The following is a 20133-nucleotide window of genomic DNA, read 5'->3' as shown; positions in this document are numbered from 1 at the left end:
CTAAACAAGACGAAAACGCACGCTGCTCCATATATCCTTAGAAAGGAGGTGATCCAGCCGCACCTTCCGATACGGCTACCTTGTTACGACTTCACCCCAATCATCTGCCCCACCTTCGGCGGCTGGCTCCATAAAGGTTACCTCACCGACTTCGGGTGTTGCAAACTCTCGTGGTGTGACGGGCGGTGTGTACAAGGCCCGGGAACGTATTCACCGCGGCATGCTGATCCGCGATTACTAGCGATTCCAGCTTCACGCAGTCGAGTTGCAGACTGCGATCCGAACTGAGAACAGATTTATGGGATTGGCTAAACCTTGCGGTCTTGCAGCCCTTTGTTCTGTCCATTGTAGCACGTGTGTAGCCCAGGTCATAAGGGGCATGATGATTTGACGTCATCCCCACCTTCCTCCGGTTTGTCACCGGCAGTCACCTTAGAGTGCCCAACTGAATGCTGGCAACTAAGATCAAGGGTTGCGCTCGTTGCGGGACTTAACCCAACATCTCACGACACGAGCTGACGACAACCATGCACCACCTGTCACTCTGTCCCCGAAGGGAAAGCCCTATCTCTAGGGTTGTCAGAGGATGTCAAGACCTGGTAAGGTTCTTCGCGTTGCTTCGAATTAAACCACATGCTCCACCGCTTGTGCGGGCCCCCGTCAATTCCTTTGAGTTTCAGTCTTGCGACCGTACTCCCCAGGCGGAGTGCTTAATGCGTTAGCTGCAGCACTAAGGGGCGGAAACCCCCTAACACTTAGCACTCATCGTTTACGGCGTGGACTACCAGGGTATCTAATCCTGTTCGCTCCCCACGCTTTCGCTCCTCAGCGTCAGTTACAGACCAGAGAGTCGCCTTCGCCACTGGTGTTCCTCCACATCTCTACGCATTTCACCGCTACACGTGGAATTCCACTCTCCTCTTCTGCACTCAAGTTTCCCAGTTTCCAATGACCCTCCCCGGTTGAGCCGGGGGCTTTCACATCAGACTTAAGAAACCGCCTGCGAGCCCTTTACGCCCAATAATTCCGGACAACGCTTGCCACCTACGTATTACCGCGGCTGCTGGCACGTAGTTAGCCGTGGCTTTCTGGTTAGGTACCGTCAAGGTGCGAGCAGTTACTCTCGCACTTGTTCTTCCCTAACAACAGAGCTTTACGATCCGAAAACCTTCATCACTCACGCGGCGTTGCTCCGTCAGACTTTCGTCCATTGCGGAAGATTCCCTACTGCTGCCTCCCGTAGGAGTCTGGGCCGTGTCTCAGTCCCAGTGTGGCCGATCACCCTCTCAGGTCGGCTACGCATCGTCGCCTTGGTGAGCCATTACCCCACCAACTAGCTAATGCGCCGCGGGTCCATCTGTAAGTGACAGCCGAAACCGTCTTTCATCCTTGAACCATGCGGTTCAAGGAACTATCCGGTATTAGCTCCGGTTTCCCGGAGTTATCCCAGTCTTACAGGCAGGTTACCCACGTGTTACTCACCCGTCCGCCGCTAACATCCGGGAGCAAGCTCCCTTCTGTCCGCTCGACTTGCATGTATTAGGCACGCCGCCAGCGTTCGTCCTGAGCCAGGATCAAACTCTCCGAGGTATGCAGGATGCATATCACACATGCGTTGCTACACGATGTAGCGAACTTAGCATGTGATCATTTCCTGCCTCGCCAGTTTGACTGACTACCTATGAAGTATCATAGGATTTTTTATAAAAAACTCGAATTAACAGGTACGTTTTGTCTTGTTTAGTTTTCAAAGAACTTGTTTACCGCTTCAGAAGCGACTAGAACATCTTATCACATCCAAGTTGTTAGTGTCAACAACTTTTTTGTTATTATGTTTTTTCGTTTCTTCGTCATCAGCGACGTATATTAATTTACCACCCTATCGAATCAAAGTCAATAATATTTTTCATTAAATAATAAACTTTTCAATAACGATTAAAGCTGCTACGCCCGGAATACCCAATAAACCACTAATTCCACTCGTTACAGGGTTAATAGAGACATGTAATCCTAGACTCTCGCCAAATAGGTTGAGGCAAAATAAAAAAAGAGCGCCTGCTATAAACTTCACTCCGATAAGCCCTAACCATTTGAATGGATTCGCCTGCACACCTGACATAAACAACAATAGCACAGCTAGCAAAATTGACCCGATCACAATAACAGGTTCCATAATCCTCTCATCTCCTCTTCATATGAATAGTACAAGCATATGAGAGGACTATGTATAATAGACCTGCTATTTCCAGTTGTTTAAACGTAAATTTCTCTTTTTCGCTTCTCTCAGATAGAAAAAGTACTTTGCTTGAGCAAGCTTTAATTCGAATAGAATGTCCGGTGAAGGCTCAACGCTATTTGCGACAAGCTTTTTTTGTCTGTTCCATTCTTCCTTTTGCTTAAAAAGCTGTTGAATTAATTTCTCATCGAATTCTTTTCGAATTGATTTTCTGCGAAGAAAACCCATGTACCGTACTTCTCCTTCCTACATCTCACGTCTGCCTTCTAGAGCCTTAGACAGTGTAACTTCATCCGCATACTCTAAATCCCCGCCTACTGGAAGTCCGTGAGCAATGCGAGAGAGTTTAATCCCTGATGGTTTTAACAATCTGGAGATATACATGGCTGTTGCTTCTCCTTCAATGTTTGGATTGGTTGCAAGGATCACCTCTGTCACTTGATCGTCTTGCAATCTTTTTAATAGGTCAGGAATTTTAATATCCTCTGGGCCAATTCCGTCCATTGGCGAAATGGCACCATGAAGCACATGATATAAGCCGTTGTATTCTTTCATTTTTTCCATTGCGATTACATCTTTTGGATCCTGCACTACACAGATAACAGATTGATCTCTTCTTGTATCTTCACAAATATAGCAAGGATCTTGGTCTGTGATATGACCGCATACCGAACAATAAGTTAAATTACGCTTTGCATTTACAAGCGCCTTCGCAAAATCTAGTACGACATCTTCCTGCATACTAAGAACAAAAAAAGCCAGACGGACCGCAGTTTTCGGTCCGATTCCTGGCAATTTCATAAAGCTGTCAATCAGCTTTGATATTGGTTCAGGATATTGCATCTTCAGTTATTCCTCCTAGAATAAACCTGGCATGTTCATTCCTTTTGTGAATTGACCCATCGTTTCATTCGTTAGCTCATCGACTTTTTTCAATGCATCGTTTGTCGCAGCAAGTACAAGATCTTGAAGCATATCAATATCTTCTGGATCAACAACTTCTTCATTAATTGCTACATCAATGACTTCTTTTTGTCCATTTACTTTGACAGTGACCATACCGCCACCAGCTGTACCTTCAAGAACTTTTTCTGCAAGCTCTTCTTGAGCCTTCGCCATATCCTTTTGCATTTTTTGCATTTGTTTCATCATTTTTTGCATATTTCCCATTCCACCGCGCATATGAACACCACTCTCTTTCATTTTTATTAATCTTTAATTTCAATTAAATCAGTTCCTACTAATTTTTTTGCTTCCGCAATCAATGGATCCTCTTCAGTAGAAGTTCCCTGACCATCTGCTTGTTCATCCGGCTGATGATCTCTTAAAAATTCTTCTCTTATTTTACCCCATTGAGCGTCAGGAACGCCAACTAATTCCACTCTTTTTCCTAACATAGACTCTAGCAGTTGTTCAAGATTGGTCCGAACACCGCTTTTATCTTCAGCAACCATTTTACAATGTATTTCAAATTTGAATTTTAAAACAAAGGCATGCGAAGCAGCCGCAACTGGCTCACTGTCCGTTAATAACGCAGCGTGAGACACCTTATTCTGCTGTTTCAACTGGGCAAGGAGCTCTCCCCATTTGCCTTTAATTTTTTCTAACTCAGGCCGTTTCGCTTCTTTTAGAATCTCATGAATTCGGCCGACAGGAGCACGATAGCCATTTTTGTTACTCGTTTGTGGTCGAGACGCTTCCTTTTTTTCTTGAGGGCTATGAGATGGAGACATTGGTACACCTTCGGCTCTTAGCCTCGATAGTTCCTGTTCCAGCCTGTTTATTTTATCTGTTAGCGCCGTTAAATCAGCTTCAGCATGGCCTTGTGTCAATCCTGCTGTTGACTGACACAGCTTTACAACAGCTACCTCAAAGAAAATCCTTGGATGATTTGTCCATTTCATTTCTTGGTGGCTTTTATTCAGGACTTCAATGGTTTCATACAGAAACTGAGGTGTCACACGATCTGACAGCGCCACGAAACTTTCGTCGACCTTTACCTTTTCAAGGACCCCCTCGAGATCTGGTGCCGTTTTATAAAGCAGCATATCTCTAAAGTAAAAAATCATATCCTCTATTAATTTAGCAGCATCTTTCCCCTGCTGGAGCAATTCATTTAATGTATCTAACGCTGTGGCAATATTTTGATCAAAAATTGCTTCAGCAAGCTGACTAATGAAATGCTGAGATACAGCACCTGTAATGAGCAGCGCATCATCAATTGTCAATTGTTCACCACTAAATGAGATCGCTTGATCCAAGAGACTTAGTGCATCACGCATACCGCCATCAGCTGCACTAGCAATAATCTCGAGCGAACCCTCCTGTACGTCAAGGCCTTCTGCATCTACAATTTTCTCCATTCTTCCAACAATATCTTTACTCGTGATTCGTTTAAAATCAAATCGCTGACAACGAGATATGATGGTAAGAGGAATCTTATGGGGCTCTGTGGTAGCCAAAATAAAGATACAATGAGCAGGCGGTTCTTCCAGCGTTTTAAGGAGAGCATTAAATGCACCGATAGAGAGCATATGTACTTCATCTATAATATAAACCTTATATGTAACCGCCGAAGGAGCAAATTTCACTTTATCACGTATATCCCGGATTTCATCTACCCCGTTATTCGAGGCAGCATCTATTTCAATCACGTCTGAAATTGAACCGTTTGTAATCCCTTTACAGGCATCACATTCATTACACGGCTCGCTAACAGGTGACTTTTCACAGTTCACTGCCTTAGCAAAGATTTTGGCAGCACTTGTTTTACCTGTTCCTCTAGGACCTGAAAATAAGTAAGCATGAGAAAACTTTTTCTGCAAAAGGGCATTTTGCAACGTTTTTGTGATGTGTTCTTGTCCAACAACATCCTCAAAAACTTGAGGTCTGAACACTCGATATAAAGCTTGATAACTCACAAATACGCCCTCCTCCATTTATCATCCTTTTCATTATACATGATGCACCGATCAATTCAAAAGCACACCTTTATTTTCTAATATGCCAAAAAGATGATTTCAACTAGAGATTTTCTACTTTCCATGTATTAAAAACGTATTTTCTAGCTATGTAAAAAGACCTGAAACTCCAAACAGAACACCAGTTCTTTTTGCGATTAGTGAAAAAAACAAATGGCTCCAAAAAGACTTTTTATCTATTTGTATAACCAAAGCAGTTAAGCTATTCTTTGAACAACAACAAAAAACTCACCTAGTTAAACTAGATGAGTTACATTTAATATTGATTTACCGTGCACCTTCTGTCGATTCGCTACCCCAAGCGTTACTTAAACAGTTAGCTCGGCCCAGGCAACCCTGCGGCACATGAGAGGTTTCACTTAATGCTGCTTCCTTCCGGACCTGACATGGTTCATGAATTCCCATTGCGCAGGACCCAGACGTCAACACCACTTATTTAAGGCAGACCTTGAAGTAAACGAACCTCGAGAAGGGATTCGGCCTCGCTAGAGCGGATTGCGAGTACAGGGCACCGCTACCTCCCCGCTTAGCACGGCAAAATGAATATTAAATTGTTAGTGACGCAGACATAAGTATACCTTCTTATAGCTCAAATTGCAAACGACATCCATTCATTTACTTTTGGCTTGTTTCTTTCGCTGACGGAGATTTCTGAAGAACTGACTTAACAGCTCACCACACTGATTTTCAAGTACACCACCGATGACTTCAGACTGATGATTGAACCGTTCATCATCCAGTAAATTCATTAAAGTACCTGCGCATCCACCTTTTGGATCGTATGCACCAAATACGACCTTTTTCACTCTAGAGAGAACAATAGCACCCGCACACATTGGGCATGGCTCAAGCGTAACGTAAAGCACAGCATCTTCTAAACGCCAGCTCCCTGTCGCTTTACAGGCTTCATCAATAGCAAGTAATTCTGCATGTGCAATCGAACGCTGCTCACTTTCCCTTAAATTATGAGCCCGGCTCACGATTTGATCATCAACAACAATGATCGCACCAATCGGCACTTCCCCTATTTGTTCTGCTTTTAAGGCTTCAGAAATGGCTTCTTGCATAAACTTTTCATCTTTCGTCATGGCACGGCTCTCTTTTCATGTTTTTTAAAAGGAAATTGAGGTTAACATATTATCACAATCTTTTAAAAAGGGGGTCTTATTTTGTCAAAGCAAAAAAAGGCGCTGCTTATTATCGACATGATTAATGATTTTGATTTTGAAATGGGACATGTGCTTGCAGAAAAAACAGAGCAAATGACCAATAAAATTTTAGCTCTTAAACAACATGCTTTCAAGGAAAATTGGCCAATCATTTATATCAACGATCACTACGGACTTTGGAAGGCTGATATCCAAGCTGTTATGGAAACATGCAAAAACGAAAGAAGCGCTCCTATTTTAGAGAAAATGACACCATCTAAAGATAATTACTTCTTAATTAAACCTAAGCATTCTGCCTTCTACGGTACTGCACTAGAGACACTCTTAAATGAATTAGGTGTTGAGGACATTATTCTAACCGGGATTGCCGGAAACATTTGCGTTTTGTTCACTGCAAATGACGCATACATGCGAGAATACAATCTAATTGTACCTAAAGATTGTATCGCTTCAAACGACGACAGAGATAACGACTACGCTTTAACGATGATGGAGAACGTTCTTCTAGCCAAAATCACTACCGCTAAGGAAATCACGAATGAAAATCAAACATGATTTAGCTATAACCCTCATAAATTGTTAGCAATAACAAAGGGGGCGTTGACTATTCAAATTTATGTTGTCAAAAGAGGAGATACTTTAAACGACATTGCTATGCGTTTTAAAACGACAGTCAATGAAATCATCCGTACTAACGAAATCGAAACACCAAATCAACTCGTCATTGGACAAACAATTGTCATTCCAATTAGAGGTCAATTTTATGAGGTCAAACAAAATGACACACTATATCAAATTGGTAGACGGTTTCAAATCTCAGTGGAAGAATTGGCACGCGTGAACAGAATTCGGCCTGAAGCGATATTGCCTATTCGTTTCTTGCTCTATATTCCACAAAGACCGAAAAGGAACATTAATTCCAATGCTTATATTGAACCACGGGGAAATCAAGTCAGTGAAAACTTAAAGCAGGCAGCTAGAGAGGCCTCCCCATACTTAACCCATTTAGACGTCTTTAGTTTTCAAGCACAAAGAGATGGGACACTGCGAGAACCACCGTTAGACCAACTACCCCAGATTGCCGCTCAGAACAGAACTGTATTAACCATGGTGGTGACAAATCTAGAGAATGAAAAATTCAGTGATGAACTTGGACGTATTCTTTTAACTAACCAATCTGTCAAAACGGCATTTTTAAATGAAATTGTTCGTGTTGCCAAAAAGTATCAATTCAAGGAAATCCATTTTGATTTTGAATATTTACGCCCTGCTGATAAAGATGCTTATATTCAATTTTTAAGAGAAGCAACAGCCCGTTTCCATCAAGAAGGATGGACAATATCTGTTGCACTTGCACCAAAAACAAGTAGTCAGCAAAAGGGCAAATGGTATGAAGCCCATGACTATGAAGCGATCGGTAAAATCGTCGATCACGTTGTGTTGATGACCTATGAATGGGGGTACAGCGGCGGCCCTCCACAAGCTGTCTCTCCAATTGGACCTGTCCGCCAAGTCATTGAATATGCATTAACTGTCATACCTGCCAATAAAATTGTAATGGGGCAGAATTTATACGGCTATGATTGGACACTTCCTTTCGTCCAGGGCGGCCCCATAGCCAAAGCCGTCAGTCCTCAACAAGCAATTGCACTTGCTAGAGAGCACAATGTCTCTATCTTATACGACGAAACAGCACAAGCACCCCATTTTCGTTATACAGATGCCAACAACAAAGAGCATGAGGTCTGGTTCGAAGACGCTAGATCAATTCAAGCAAAGTTCAACCTCATCAAAGAGCTAAATTTGAACGGCATTGCTTATTGGAAATTAGGTCTATCTTTCCCACAAAATTGGCTCTTATTATCAGATCAATTTAATATTGAAAAAAGAACGACATCGTAATCCATTCACTCTATCTATTAGAAGGGGTATGGTACAATATACATTGGTTTGACAACTTTAACTTTATAGATAGAGGAGAACGCCTATGTATCCTGCCCCTTTTATTGCAGTGGAAGGCCCGATTGGAGCCGGAAAAACAACTTTGGCTACAATGCTTGCGAAGGAATTTCAATTTCCTTTAGTAAAAGAGATTGTAGAAGAAAATCCATTCTTAGATAAATTTTATGAAGATATGGAACAATGGAGCTTTCAGCTTGAGATGTTCTTTTTATGCAATCGGTTCAAACAGTTAGAATCAATTGAAGAAAACTATGTGAATAAACAGCAGCCAGTTGTCACTGATTATCACGTCTATAAAAATATGATATTTGCAGAAAGAACATTATCAAAAAAGCACATGGATAAATACAGAAAGATCTATCACCTGCTAACAGACGATCTTCCTAAACCAAATGCCATGATCTATATAAAAGCCAGCCTTCCCACCTTACTTGAAAGAATACAGATGAGAGGACGCTCTTTTGAAGAAGACATCGACCCAGCTTATTTAAAAACACTCATTGAAGATTACGACCTGGCTATTGAACATTTAAAACAGACTGAGCCAGGGCTTCCTATCATTACAATTGAAGGAGATCATACAGACTTCGTTTCCTCACAGCAAGATTACCAGCAAATTGTACAGAACATAAAGGAGCAAGTGCTATGAACAATATCGAAATACCAAAGGACGCAGTCATCACAATTGCCGGGACTGTTGGTGTCGGCAAATCAACTATGACCAAAACAATAGCGGACAAGCTAGGGTTTCAAACCTCTCTTGAAAAAGTAGATGATAACCCATATTTAGAGCCTTTTTATTCAGATTTCCAAAGATGGAGCTTCCACTTACAGGTCTATTTCTTAGCTGAGCGTTTTAAGGAGCAAAAGCGGATTTTTGAATCTGGCGGAGGATATGTACAAGATCGTTCCATTTATGAGGATACTGGCATTTTTGCAAAAATGCATGCGGACAAAGGTACGATGTCTGAGGTTGATTATGAAACGTATACAAGCCTATTTGAGGCGATGGTGATGACACCTTACTTCCCTCACCCTGATGTCCTCATCTATCTACACGGGGATTTAGATCATATTTTACATCGTATAGAGGAACGCGGCAGAGAGATGGAAACTCAAACTGACCGGGCTTATTGGGAAGAAATGTACACTCGATACACGGAATGGATCGAACAATTTGATTTATGCCCAGTGATTAAAATTAATATTGAAGATTACGACTTACTTCATGATGAAAGCTCACTTGATCCCATTCTTCATGAAATAGCTTCTGTTATTCAAAAAAATCGCTCTAAAACAAAATAAAAAAAACCGCTGCATTCGCGAAATGCAGCGGTTTGACAATTTCCAATTTTTATGCTTGCGTTCAATTCAACTAAGGTAAAAAATCAATATGGCGGAGGAAGAGGGATTCGAACCCCCGCGGGCTTTGACACCCCTGTCGGTTTTCAAGACCGATCCCTTCAGCCGGACTTGGGTATTCCTCCGTATCGACAAGAATTAATATACCATATCATTTTATTTGAAGTCAACATCTTTTCGAAAAAAATTTCAATATGTGATTTCGGCATGATATTTGCCTATAAAAAAGCAGCCATTGATGGCTGCTCCAGATTGTTGACAAAGGGCTAAAATGATTTTGATTTTAGCCCTTTGTCTTCTTTTCAGCGTGATAGAAAACCTTTGCAGTCTAGGAAGGGCGAGCACCGGAGCGGAGCGAATTTGACATTCGTGAGCACCGAAGCGCAGACCTGACAACGAATGCGAGGGTTTGACTACACGCTGAAGTAGCCATTGACGGCTGCTCTTGATCTATTTCGTATCCTGTCTAATTTCTTCAATAAACTGATTCATCTCTACTTTAAAGTCATTTAATGACTCGATAATCTTCGTAAAGTCTGTCACTTGTTTGGCTTGTTCATTTGTTGAACTGCTGATTTGTGAGATGTTTTCAGACAAAGTGCCAATGCTGTCTTGGATTTCTTTTAAAAATGTATTAATGGTTTCAGCCGCTTCCTTCGAGCCATCTGATAATTTGCGAACTTCATCAGCAACGACAGCAAACCCTTTTCCGTTCTCGCCTGCTCTTGCGGCTTCAATTGCAGCGTTTAAACCGAGCAGATTTGTTTGTCTAGCGATCCCGCCAATGGTTTTGACGACTTCTTCAATATTCGCAGATTTCTCTTCCGCTCTTCCTGCCTGTTCGCTTATTTCTAAACTTGTGGCAGCCAGCTCTTGAGAATGTGCAGCAATTTGCTCAATTCCACCTTGGAGTTCTTTCGCTACTTTATTGATTTGCTCCATATAACCGCTTAATTTCTTTTCACGATGATGTGAAAATGCCACTAAAAAAGAGCCAATTACTTTTCTATCTTCATCAAAAATCGGGTAACCTTTTACAGCAATTTCATAACCATATAAATGTTCTGATAGATGACCGTCATATTCTTGTCCTCTTAATGTCGTCGCCACATTTTGGTCTTCTGGGTTCAATGGGTCTCCAACTTTCATACCAAAATCTATTGTGTTAGACGGGTAATAACAAAGTATCTTCTCTGTATCTGTGATGCCGAAAAGAATACTTTCATCTAGTACCTTTCTAAGTAAATGAGCCATTTCAACATAATAGTCAAGCCTATTCAAGGTTATTCCTTCTTTCCTAGAAGCTTTTAATTTTTTTATCGGCTAAATTTAGGAAAACTGTAGGACTTTTGGTAAAAAGAAAAAGATGCCTTGACGGCATCTTATTTCATCACTTCTTTATTTCCCATATAAGGACGCAGTACTTCAGGAATGATCACTGTGCCGTCCTCTTGTTGATAGTTTTCTAAAATAGCCGCTACGGTTCTTCCTACCGCTAATCCAGATCCATTTAATGTGTGGACATGTTCTGGCTTCGCTTTAGGTTCTGGACGGAAACGAATGTTTGCACGTCTTGCCTGGAATGCTTCGAAGTTACTGCAAGAAGAAATTTCACGGTACGTATTCTGGCTCGGAATCCACACTTCGATATCGTATTTCTTCGCAGCTGTGAATCCTAAATCTCCCGTACACATGCTCATGACACGGTATGGCAGGTTCAATAGCTGAAGAACTTTTTCTGCTTGATTTGTTAGTTTCTCTAATTCTTCATAAGAATCTTCTGGTCTGACAAATTTCACAAGCTCTACCTTGTTAAATTGATGCTGACGGATGAGTCCACGTGTATCTCTTCCAGCAGATCCAGCTTCTGATCTAAAGCAAGCACTGAATGCTGCATAGTTGATTGGCAGCTGTTCACCTTCGAGAATTTCGTCGCGATGCATGTTCGTAATTGGCACTTCTGCTGTTGGAATGAGGAAGTAATCTTCTTCACGTATTTTAAAGGCATCCTCTTCGAATTTTGGAAGCTGACCAGTTCCTGTCATGCTTGCTCTGTTGACCATATAAGGTGGAAGCACTTCAGTAAAACCAAACTCATCCACATGTAAATCGAGCATAAAGTTATACAATGCGCGCTCTAAGCGGGCACCAAGCCCTTTATAAAAAACGAAACGGCTTCCTGTCACTTTTCCTGCACGTTCAAAATCAAGGATTTTTAGCTCATCAGCTACGTCCCAATGTGGTTTTGGCTCAAATGAGAAGGCTGGCTGTTCGCCCCATTTTCTCACTTCTACGTTGTCGTCTTCTGTTTCACCAACTGGTACAGAGTCATGAGGGATATTTGGAATTGAGAACAGGATGTGCTGCAGGCTTTCTTCTACTGTTCTTAGCTCATCATCCAGCTTCTTGATCTCATCTCCTACCTCACGCATTTCTTGAATAATGTGATCGGCGTCTTTCTTTTCTCTTTTTAGAACGGCCACTTGCTGTGATACTTCATTTCTTCGGCTCTTTAATTCTTCTGTTTTCCCGATTAATTCTCTTCTTTTTTGATCTAGCTCACCAAACTTATCAAAATCCGCTAAATCTTCGCCTCGGTGTGCTAATTTTTCTTTGATTTGATCAAAGTCCGTGCGCAGTTGTTTAATATCAAGCATGTGTAACACTCCTTTTTTTATCGAAAAATAAAAAGAGCCCTCATCCCATGAAAGGGACGAGAGCTCTCGCGTTGCCACCCTGATTGAAAACATGCAGAAGCACGCTTTCCTCTTTCCTCTGTAACGGTATCACCGTAAATGCTTACTTCTCGTGTTTCAGCATTTCGCTCAAGGATGGATTCAGAATGCATCTTTCACCGATTCTCACCAACCATCGGCTCTCTGAGAAAGAGGGGCTTCTTACTATTTCCCGTCAACGCTTTTTCGATCTTTGATTGTGATTTTAATGTACTATAAGTTTTATCTCTTTTCAACCGTTTTATACAGCAAGCTTCGTTTTGTAGGACTTCACCATGTCTACAAACAGCTGTGTTAACCGGTGATCGTCTGTCAGCTCTGGATGAAAAGAGCAGCCTAAGATATTGTTTTCTTTCGCCATCACAATCCTGCCATCATATTCAGCCATGATTTCTACGTCATTATCTGCGCTGATGATATGAGGCGCACGGATGAATACCCCTGTAAACGGCGCATCCAGTCCTTTTACTTTTAAATCTGCTTCAAAACTGTCTACCTGTCTGCCAAAAGAGTTCCGTGCAACAGATACATTTAACAGGCCAAGATGAGCATCTTCTCGATCTTCGATATGCTTAGCCAGCATAATCAAACCGGCACATGTCCCGAAAATCGGTTTCCCTTTAGCAGCGAACGCTTTGATCGGTTCAATGAATTGATACGTATCCATAAGTCTCCTCATCGTCGTACTTTCTCCACCAGGGATAATCAAACCGTCAACGGATTCTAGCTCTTCTACACGTTTGATGATCTTTCCTTCTGCGCCGCAGGCTTCAATCGATTGAATATGCTCTCTCACCGCTCCTTGAAGCCCAAGTACACCAATTGTCAGCATGTTCGTTTGCGCTCCCTTAATTACCAGCCACGCTCTTGCATACGTTCTTCTGGCAGTAGATTTGAAATTTCAATTCCTTTCATAGCTGTTCCAAGCTCTTTTGAAAGGTCTGCAATGAGACGGTAATCAGTGTAATGAGTCGTTGCTTCAACAATTGCTTTTGCAAATTTAGCTGGATTGTCTGATTTGAAAATACCAGATCCGACAAATACACCGTCTGCTCCAAGCTGCATCATTAACGCAGCATCTGCAGGTGTTGCAACGCCTCCTGCTGCAAAGTTCACAACTGGCAGCTTGCCGTCTCTTTTGATTTGCAGCAATAATTCATAAGGCGCGCCAAGATTCTTGGCTTCTGTCATCAGTTCATCTTCACTCATAGCCGATACTTTACGAATCTGAGCATTGACCTTTCTCATATGACGCACAGCTTCTACGATGTTGCCTGTCCCAGGTTCTCCTTTTGTACGAAGCATAGAAGCGCCTTCTGCGATACGGCGGGTTGCCTCACCTAAATCGCGGCATCCACAGACAAAAGGTACTGTGTATTCATTTTTATTTAAATGGAATTCCTCATCTGCGGGCGTCAGCACTTCACTCTCATCGATATAATCAACACCAAGCGCTTCAAGAACACGAGCCTCGACGATGTGGCCGATACGTGCTTTTGCCATGACTGGAATCGTTACTGCATTTTGTACTTCCTCTACGATTCTTGGGTCTGCCATACGGGCAACACCGCCTGCTGCACGGATATCAGCTGGTACTCGTTCTAGTGCCATGACTGCCACCGCACCTGCTTCTTCTGCAATTTTTGCCTGCTCCGCATTGACGACATCCATAATGACGCCGCCCTTTTGCATTTCTGCCATTCCACGTTTCACTCGTTCAGTTCCCTTATTGCTCACAATAGTTTCCTCCCATTTGTCTATTCGATTCATTCAACATCTTTATCATACAAGCGAGGAAGTATAACAATAAAGAGAATAGTATAACAATTCAATCAGCGGATAAAAAAGAATAAACCCTTGTATATAAAGGATTTACAGCTAAAAACATGTCGTTTTCTCTTTCAAGTGTGATTTACATGCTATAATACAACTATAACAATTAAAAATCATGTATAACAATTTTGCATTCTATGGAGGGGTTTCATGCATATTGATATCCATCGGCACTCTGATACATCTCTTTCAAATCAAATTTACTTTTCAATCATCGATCACATTCAATCGGGTTTGCTTCAGCAAGGAGAAAAGCTGCCAACTGTCCGTGATTTAGCTAAGCAGCTCAATGTGAGTCTTGTCACAGCAGCTAAGGCATATACCCGATTAAAGGACGATGGATATTTAACGACAGTGCAAGGTAAAGGAACTTTTGTGGATGAGCAGCAAGAGCAGGCAGAGACCCCGGTTCCATCATCTACTTCTTTCGATTGGCAGTTGTCGATTCCAGATTATTTACCACGGTCTCAATTCGCCCAGTATCACTATGTCGAAGAAGCCATTAACCTTTCTTCCTCTATGATCGATCCAGGTCTTTTGCCAAACCGGTATTTAGAAAAAGAAATGCAGCATGTGCTAGCCAGACATCCTCAAATCATGTCGAAGTATGGTGAAATACAAGGTGATCTTCAGTTGCGACAAGTCATTCAGTCCTTTTTAGAAAAGTTGGATGTGCCGTCTACCCCTGAAAATATCCTTGTAACAAGTGGTTCTCAGCAAGGGCTTGATTTGGTGGCACGTACGTTTATTGGGCCGGATGATGTGGTTGTCATGGAAGCACCGACCTATCCCGGGGCCATTGATGTCTTTATGGGCAGAGGAGCAAGAATCATTACCGTCCCTGTCGATCATGAAGGAATGAACATGAAGCAGCTTCAAAGCATTTGTGATAAATATAAACCGAAGCTGATCTATACGATTCCTACTTTCCACAGTCCGACAGGGGCCAGTATGTCGATGAAACGCAGAAAACAGCTTCTCTTACTGGCTCAAAGCATAGATTGTCTCATTGTAGAAGATGACCCATATCGTGAGCTTTATTTTGAAAAGAAGCCGCCAGCACCTATTAAAAGCTTGGATCATGATGGACACGTCATTTATTTACGAGGATTAAGTAAAACACTGGCTCCAGGATGCAGAATAGGGATTATCACCGCGTCAGGCTCGATATTTAACCGTTTATTAGCTGCAAAGGCCAATAATGACTTAGGCAGCCCTCTCCTCACACAAAAGGCCATATTGCCGTTTCTGACATCGAAGAAAATGATTGATCATACGAAGAAGCTAAGAACCGCCTTGAAGGTGAGACGCGATTTGATGATGGATGTGTTAACGAAGCACGCACCGACAGATGTAACGTGGCAGATTCCACAGGGCGGGCTCAATTTATGGCTCAGCTTTCCTTCATGGGTCGATACACGAGCACTGTTGCATGAAGCACGTAAGCAGCAAATTACTTTTCTGCCTGGCTCTGTCTGCTATCCTGGAGAGCCGAAACAGAATTATATCCGCCTCAGCTTTTCCTATGTGAATGAAAAAGCACTGACCGAGGGCGTGGAAAAGTTATGTGATATTTTTCAGCAAGCTTTATCCACTCCTCAAAATCAGAAGCAATCGCTCTTCTTTTAACGATAAAAAAACTGCTCTCTTGTATAGAGAGCAGTTTTTTTATTAGAACCAGCCTTTTACTGTGTCAACGATTCCGCCCCAAATGCCAGCGAAGAATCCACCTACACCGCGCATTGCAAGGATGAACCAGTTTGCTTTTTCATCGCTTGTTTTCGTCACAAGCTCAACACCTGATTGGTCTTTATTTAAATAGCCGTAGTCCTTCTCATCACCAGAATAAGAAGTCGTCAGCATGCCAACCTTCGTTCCTTTTTTAATAGGAGCTTCTAGGTTCTTTTTCTCGATATTTACTTTTGCTTTATAGCTCTTTTCGTCACCATTTTTTACTGGCACAGAAAATGCTTCTTTCGTCACAACAGGTACTTCTTTATCTTTGCCTTTATCCACTTCGATGTTTTCATGTCCTTTGATTTGTTGACCTTTTTTGTACATTTCTTTCATCGTGAAGTTTTTAAACGCATAGTCGAACAGTTTTTTTGCCACGTCGAAACGTGCTGTATGAAGATTACCTTTTGCATTCAAGATAACTGCGATGACACGCATGTCACCTTGTTTTGCTGTACCTGTGAAGCTAGAACCGGCTGAATCTGTAGATCCTGTTTTTAGACCGTCAACACCTTTATATTCCTTCACAAGTCCTTTAAGCATGAAGTTCCAGTTAGGCATGTCCATTTCATCGTCCGTGCCTTCTCTGAACTTTGTTTTCGCAATACTTGCTGTTTCAAGAATTTCTGGATGGTCTTTGATGAGATGCTGTGCAAGCAAAGCCATATCTTTTGCAGATACTTCACTTTCTTCATCAGGACCTGTACCTTTTGGCTGTTGGCCATGTAAGTCTTTATTTTCTAGACCAGTTGCATTCACGAATTTGTAGTTTGTTAAACCAAGTTCTTTTGCTTTTGCGTTCATTTTTTCAACAAACTTTGATTCTGATCCAGCGATCACTTCTGCTAAACCAATCGCTGCTGCATTTGCCGAATAAATAGCCGTTGCTTGATAAAGTTCTTTTACTGTATACGAACCATCTTTTCTCAAAGGAACGTTGGATAAGCTGCGGTCCTGAGAAATTTCGTATACATAATCATCTGGCGTATACTTTTGATCCCATTTCACTTTTCCTTCAGCAATTGCCTCTAGTAATAGATACTCTGTCATCATTTTTGCCATACTTGCAATAGGCAGTCTTTGATCTGCGTTTTTACTATAAAGAATTTTACCTGTAGAAGCTTCAATAAGGATCGCTGCTTTCGCATTCACACTGAATGGATCTTCAGCAGCTTTTGCTTTGGACATTGGTGTAAATGCTGTAACAATCAATGCCAATGCAAGGATAGAGACCATAAGCTGTTTCAACATCTTGCTGTTCAATCGTCATACCTCCGTATTCATCTTTTTTCGACGTTTTTCATATATATGTAATCCACAAGGGCTTATCTCAACACAACAGTATAAATTTTATCACAATAAAGACAAAAAAAATAGACAGAGTCATAGACCCTGTCAAATGTAATTTGATTGTCACAATTTATCAAGAAATTGTGTAGTTTGGTGATTCTTTTGTAATTTGTACATCATGTGGATGACTCTCACGAAGTCCTGCACCCGTCATACGAATAAACTGTGCTTCTTCTCTAAGAGTGCGTAAATCCTTTGTTCCACAATAACCCATACCAGAACGAATACCGCCAACTAGTTGATACACTGTATCAACGACTGGCCCTTTGTATGGTGTACGGCCTTCAATACCTTCAGGAACGAATTTTTTATTATCTTCTTGGAAGTAACGATCTTTACTTCCCTTTTCCATTGCAGCGACAGAACCCATACCACGATAAACTTTGAATCGTCTACCTTGGAAAATTTCTGTTTCTCCTGGGCTTTCAGATGTACCAGCTAGAAGGCTTCCCAGCATAACAGCATGTCCGCCAGATGCTAATGCTTTCACGATATCACCTGAATATTTAATTCCACCATCTGCAATAATAGCTTTACCATGTTTTCTTGCTTCTGTTGCACAGTCATAGATCGCTGTGATTTGTGGTACACCGACACCTGCAACAACACGTGTTGTACAAATAGATCCTGGTCCGATACCGACTTTCACAATATCTGCTCCTGCTTCAAACAATGCTTTTGTTGCTTCGGCTGTTGCAACATTACCAGCAATGATGTTAAGAGAAGGATACGTTTCACGGATTTTCGATACAGTGTTTAGAACACCTTGAGAATGACCGTGTGCTGTATCAATAACAATGACATCCACATTGGCTTCGACTAATTTTTTCACACGTGTCATTGTATCGCCAGTGACACCAACAGCGGCACCAACAATTAAACGGCCATGTGCATCTTTAGAGGAGTTAGGGAATTCAATCACTTTTTCAATATCTTTGATTGTGATGAGACCTTTTAGTGTTCCTTCGTCATCTAAAAGAGGTAATTTTTCAATCTTGTACTGCTGTAGGATTTTTTCAGCTTCTTCTAACGTTGTACCAACAGAAGCTGTCACAAGTTCCTCTTTTGTCATCACGTCGCTAATCTTCATTGAATAATCCGAAATAAAACGAAGGTCACGGTTCGTAATAATACCAACAAGCTTTTGGTCTTGTTCGTTGTTGACAATCGGCACACCTGAAATACGGTATTTACCCATCAAATGCTCTGCATCAAATACTTGATGCTCTGGTGTTAAGAAGAATGGGTTTGTAATAACACCGCGCTCTGAACGTTTTACTTTATCCACCTGTTCTGCTTGCTGTTCAATGGACATGTTCTTATGAATAATACCAAGACCACCTTGACGTGCCATTGCAATCGCCATTTGTGATTCCGTCACTGTGTCCATTCCCGCACTGATAATTGGAATGTTTAGCTTTAATGTGCTTGTTAGCTCCACTGATAAATCGACATCACGCGGAAGTACTTCAGACTTTGCTGGAACAAGCAAAACATCGTCAAACGTCAAACCTTCTTTTGAAAATTTACTTTCCCACATTAGTAAATCCCCCTCTTTTCGGCAAAATATTATATGTAGATTATCAACTAGCAAACAGCATGTCAAGGAAGCAACAAACAGTTGCAATTTTTAGAAAATATAAAGAGAGTTGAGGAAGAAGATGAAAAGTTCAGGATGGAAGGATTTAAAACGTTTTTACTCGCTCGAAACCTCCCAAAAGTTTCTATTTCAACAATATGAGAAACGGAACATTCAAGATGCAAACCAGCAAGCCTATAAAAACTGTGAACGATTTATTTACTTTCTAAAACATGGCCACACGTTTTATGAACAGGCTGCGATCGCGCCTCTAGAACTTAAACCTATTTTATTGTTTTATGGAATGGCACAGCTGCTAAAAGCATGTTTGCTGACAGTGGACCCCCATTATCCTTCTCAAACCTCTGTTTTAGCTCATGGCGTAACATCGAGAAAGAGGAAGAAACAGCATTACCGTTTTAGTGAAGATGAGGTGAAAATCCAAAGAAATGGGCTGTGTATGCATGTGTTAAAGCATCTATTTCAATTAAATGGTCTTGAAGATGAGCGATTTACGATGATCCATCTCCTGTCTAAAATACCTGAAATGAGTCATATTCTGGAGTTTCAAAAGCAGCCCTCGACTTTAGTTAAAGTAGAAAAGGCTAATGGAATGATGATTCAAGATCATATTCCATTACTTTATAACATGTCTGCTGAACGCTTTATTGAATACTTTGAGTTTCATACAAGCTGGAAACTCAAACAGAGAGAGGCTAAAAAACTGACGTTTGATGTATTTCTGGAAGAAAACCCAGCACTTGCTACTCATCTTCATTATGATTTAGAAATGGATCAATGGTTTATACCCTCAACACGAGATGCTTTTCTAGGGATTCCTGAGATCATCAGCCATTACTTATTGATGTATAACCTTAGTATGATTGCCCGCTACGAAACAGAATGGTGGTACGAGCTGCTGTCTCAATACATTAGCGATGATTACGTCATGATTGAACGCTACATGGAGATTGCAGAAGAGAAGTTTCCAGCTTACATCATGATGCTGTTAGAAGAAAAAACAAAAAAGACCAGTTCCGACTGGAACTGATCCTTATAGAAGCTTGGCGGCGTCCTACTCTCACAGGGGGAAACCCCCAACTACCATCGGCGCTGAAGAGCTTAACTTCCGTGTTCGGTATGGGAACGGGTGTGACCTCTTCGCTATCGCCACCAAACCTGATGGAGAGAA

General features: G+C 41.6%; 18 protein-coding genes, 1 tRNA gene, 2 rRNA genes, 1 other RNA gene and 1 other annotated feature. Of the genes, 6 read left to right on the top strand and 16 right to left on the bottom strand.

Features of this window, described 5'->3' with window-relative positions; genetic code table 11:
* Positions 1-41: 41 nt before the first annotated feature.
* From MHI08_RS00165 to tadA, 8 genes are all read right to left on the bottom strand, one after another.
* Positions 42-1590, bottom strand: a 16S ribosomal RNA gene (locus MHI08_RS00165).
* A 319-nt stretch (positions 1591-1909) separates the two neighbouring features.
* Positions 1910-2173: a pro-sigmaK processing inhibitor BofA family protein gene (locus MHI08_RS00160; protein ID WP_024425765.1), complete on the bottom strand. Its 264-nt coding sequence runs from the start codon at positions 2171-2173 to the stop codon at positions 1910-1912.
* A 66-nt stretch (positions 2174-2239) separates the two neighbouring features.
* Positions 2240-2464 carry a YaaL family protein gene (locus MHI08_RS00155; RefSeq protein ID WP_024425764.1) on the bottom strand — a complete coding sequence of 75 codons (225 nt, stop codon included), beginning with the start codon at positions 2462-2464 and terminating at the stop codon, positions 2240-2242.
* An 18-nt stretch (positions 2465-2482) separates the two neighbouring features.
* A complete protein-coding gene (gene recR / locus MHI08_RS00150) occupies positions 2483-3079 on the bottom strand; it encodes a recombination protein RecR (protein ID WP_003218094.1) in 597 nt (198 codons plus the stop codon).
* A gap of 15 nt (positions 3080-3094) precedes the next feature.
* Complete coding sequence (locus MHI08_RS00145; RefSeq protein WP_025206594.1) at positions 3095-3418, bottom strand: YbaB/EbfC family nucleoid-associated protein; 324 nt, start codon at positions 3416-3418, stop codon at positions 3095-3097.
* A 26-nt stretch (positions 3419-3444) separates the two neighbouring features.
* Positions 3445-5157 carry a DNA polymerase III subunit gamma/tau gene (gene dnaX / locus MHI08_RS00140; RefSeq protein ID WP_149126079.1) on the bottom strand — a complete coding sequence of 571 codons (1713 nt, stop codon included), beginning with the start codon at positions 5155-5157 and terminating at the stop codon, positions 3445-3447.
* A gap of 330 nt (positions 5158-5487) precedes the next feature.
* An RNA gene (gene ffs, locus MHI08_RS00135) (signal recognition particle sRNA large type) lies at positions 5488-5752 on the bottom strand.
* Between the two features lie 76 nt (positions 5753-5828).
* Complete coding sequence (gene tadA / locus MHI08_RS00130) at positions 5829-6305, bottom strand: tRNA adenosine(34) deaminase TadA (RefSeq protein ID WP_024426741.1); 477 nt, start codon at positions 6303-6305, stop codon at positions 5829-5831.
* A gap of 81 nt (positions 6306-6386) precedes the next feature.
* Here tadA and MHI08_RS00125 point away from each other — a divergent pair, with 81 nt between their 5' ends.
* The 4 genes from MHI08_RS00125 to MHI08_RS00110 all read left to right on the top strand — a co-directional run bounded on the left by MHI08_RS00125 (position 6387) and on the right by MHI08_RS00110 (position 9653).
* Positions 6387-6941 (top strand): isochorismatase family cysteine hydrolase, encoded by a 555-nt coding sequence (locus MHI08_RS00125; RefSeq protein ID WP_024426742.1) that lies wholly within the window; start codon positions 6387-6389, stop codon positions 6939-6941.
* Between the two features lie 45 nt (positions 6942-6986).
* Positions 6987-8288 carry a glycoside hydrolase family 18 protein gene (locus MHI08_RS00120; RefSeq protein WP_025092701.1) on the top strand — a complete coding sequence of 434 codons (1302 nt, stop codon included), beginning with the start codon at positions 6987-6989 and terminating at the stop codon, positions 8286-8288.
* A gap of 85 nt (positions 8289-8373) precedes the next feature.
* On the top strand, positions 8374-8997 hold the full coding sequence (locus tag MHI08_RS00115; protein ID WP_342499881.1) for a deoxynucleoside kinase: 624 nt from the start codon (positions 8374-8376) through the stop codon (positions 8995-8997).
* Positions 8994-9653, top strand: coding sequence for a deoxynucleoside kinase (locus MHI08_RS00110; protein WP_003218104.1), 660 nt, complete (start codon positions 8994-8996; stop codon positions 9651-9653). The genes MHI08_RS00115 and MHI08_RS00110 overlap by 4 nt, the downstream gene beginning before the upstream one ends.
* Positions 9654-9742: 89 nt before the next feature.
* Here the strand turns inward: MHI08_RS00110 and MHI08_RS00105 are convergent.
* From MHI08_RS00105 to pdxS, 5 genes are all read right to left on the bottom strand, one after another.
* Positions 9743-9835: transfer RNA gene (locus MHI08_RS00105), tRNA-Ser, on the bottom strand.
* A 325-nt stretch (positions 9836-10160) separates the two neighbouring features.
* Positions 10161-10991 carry a methyl-accepting chemotaxis protein gene (locus MHI08_RS00100; RefSeq protein ID WP_342499880.1) on the bottom strand — a complete coding sequence of 277 codons (831 nt, stop codon included), beginning with the start codon at positions 10989-10991 and terminating at the stop codon, positions 10161-10163.
* A gap of 101 nt (positions 10992-11092) precedes the next feature.
* On the bottom strand, positions 11093-12367 hold the full coding sequence (serS, locus tag MHI08_RS00095) for a serine--tRNA ligase (protein WP_024426746.1): 1275 nt from the start codon (positions 12365-12367) through the stop codon (positions 11093-11095).
* A gap of 49 nt (positions 12368-12416) precedes the next feature.
* Positions 12417-12633: a binding site (T-box leader), on the bottom strand.
* 53 nt (positions 12634-12686) lie between these two features.
* Positions 12687-13277 (bottom strand): pyridoxal 5'-phosphate synthase glutaminase subunit PdxT, encoded by a 591-nt coding sequence (gene pdxT / locus MHI08_RS00090; RefSeq protein ID WP_025092700.1) that lies wholly within the window; start codon positions 13275-13277, stop codon positions 12687-12689.
* Between the two features lie 20 nt (positions 13278-13297).
* On the bottom strand, positions 13298-14182 hold the full coding sequence (gene pdxS, locus MHI08_RS00085) for a pyridoxal 5'-phosphate synthase lyase subunit PdxS (protein WP_024425756.1): 885 nt from the start codon (positions 14180-14182) through the stop codon (positions 13298-13300).
* A 246-nt stretch (positions 14183-14428) separates the two neighbouring features.
* Between pdxS and MHI08_RS00080 the strand changes: the two genes are divergently transcribed.
* The gene (locus MHI08_RS00080; RefSeq protein ID WP_326484237.1) at positions 14429-15907 is read left to right on the top strand and encodes a PLP-dependent aminotransferase family protein; all 1479 of its coding nucleotides are present in this window, start codon (positions 14429-14431) and stop codon (positions 15905-15907) included.
* A gap of 42 nt (positions 15908-15949) precedes the next feature.
* Here MHI08_RS00080 and MHI08_RS00075 read toward each other — a convergent pair whose 3' ends face one another.
* The gene (locus MHI08_RS00075) at positions 15950-17275 is read right to left on the bottom strand and encodes a D-alanyl-D-alanine carboxypeptidase family protein (RefSeq protein WP_025092698.1); all 1326 of its coding nucleotides are present in this window, start codon (positions 17273-17275) and stop codon (positions 15950-15952) included.
* A gap of 160 nt (positions 17276-17435) precedes the next feature.
* On the bottom strand, positions 17436-18902 hold the full coding sequence (gene guaB, locus MHI08_RS00070) for an IMP dehydrogenase (protein ID WP_025092697.1): 1467 nt from the start codon (positions 18900-18902) through the stop codon (positions 17436-17438).
* Positions 18903-19023: 121 nt separating this feature from the next.
* On the opposite strand from guaB, the gene MHI08_RS00065 reads away from it, so the two are divergent.
* Entirely contained in the window at positions 19024-19992 is a 969-nt protein-coding gene (locus MHI08_RS00065; protein ID WP_024426750.1) for a YaaC family protein, read from the top strand.
* 11 nt (positions 19993-20003) lie between these two features.
* On the opposite strand, the gene rrf is transcribed toward MHI08_RS00065, so the two are convergent.
* Positions 20004-20119 (bottom strand): 5S ribosomal RNA (gene rrf / locus MHI08_RS00060).
* Positions 20120-20133 lie beyond the last annotated feature (14 nt).

Source organism: Bacillus sp. FSL M7-0791, from assembly GCF_038627085.1.
GTDB classification, from domain to species: domain Bacteria; phylum Bacillota; class Bacilli; order Bacillales; family Bacillaceae; genus Bacillus; species Bacillus safensis.
The sequence above is the reverse complement of the archived record's forward strand: the minus strand, read 5'-3'. Positions and strand labels throughout refer to the sequence as shown.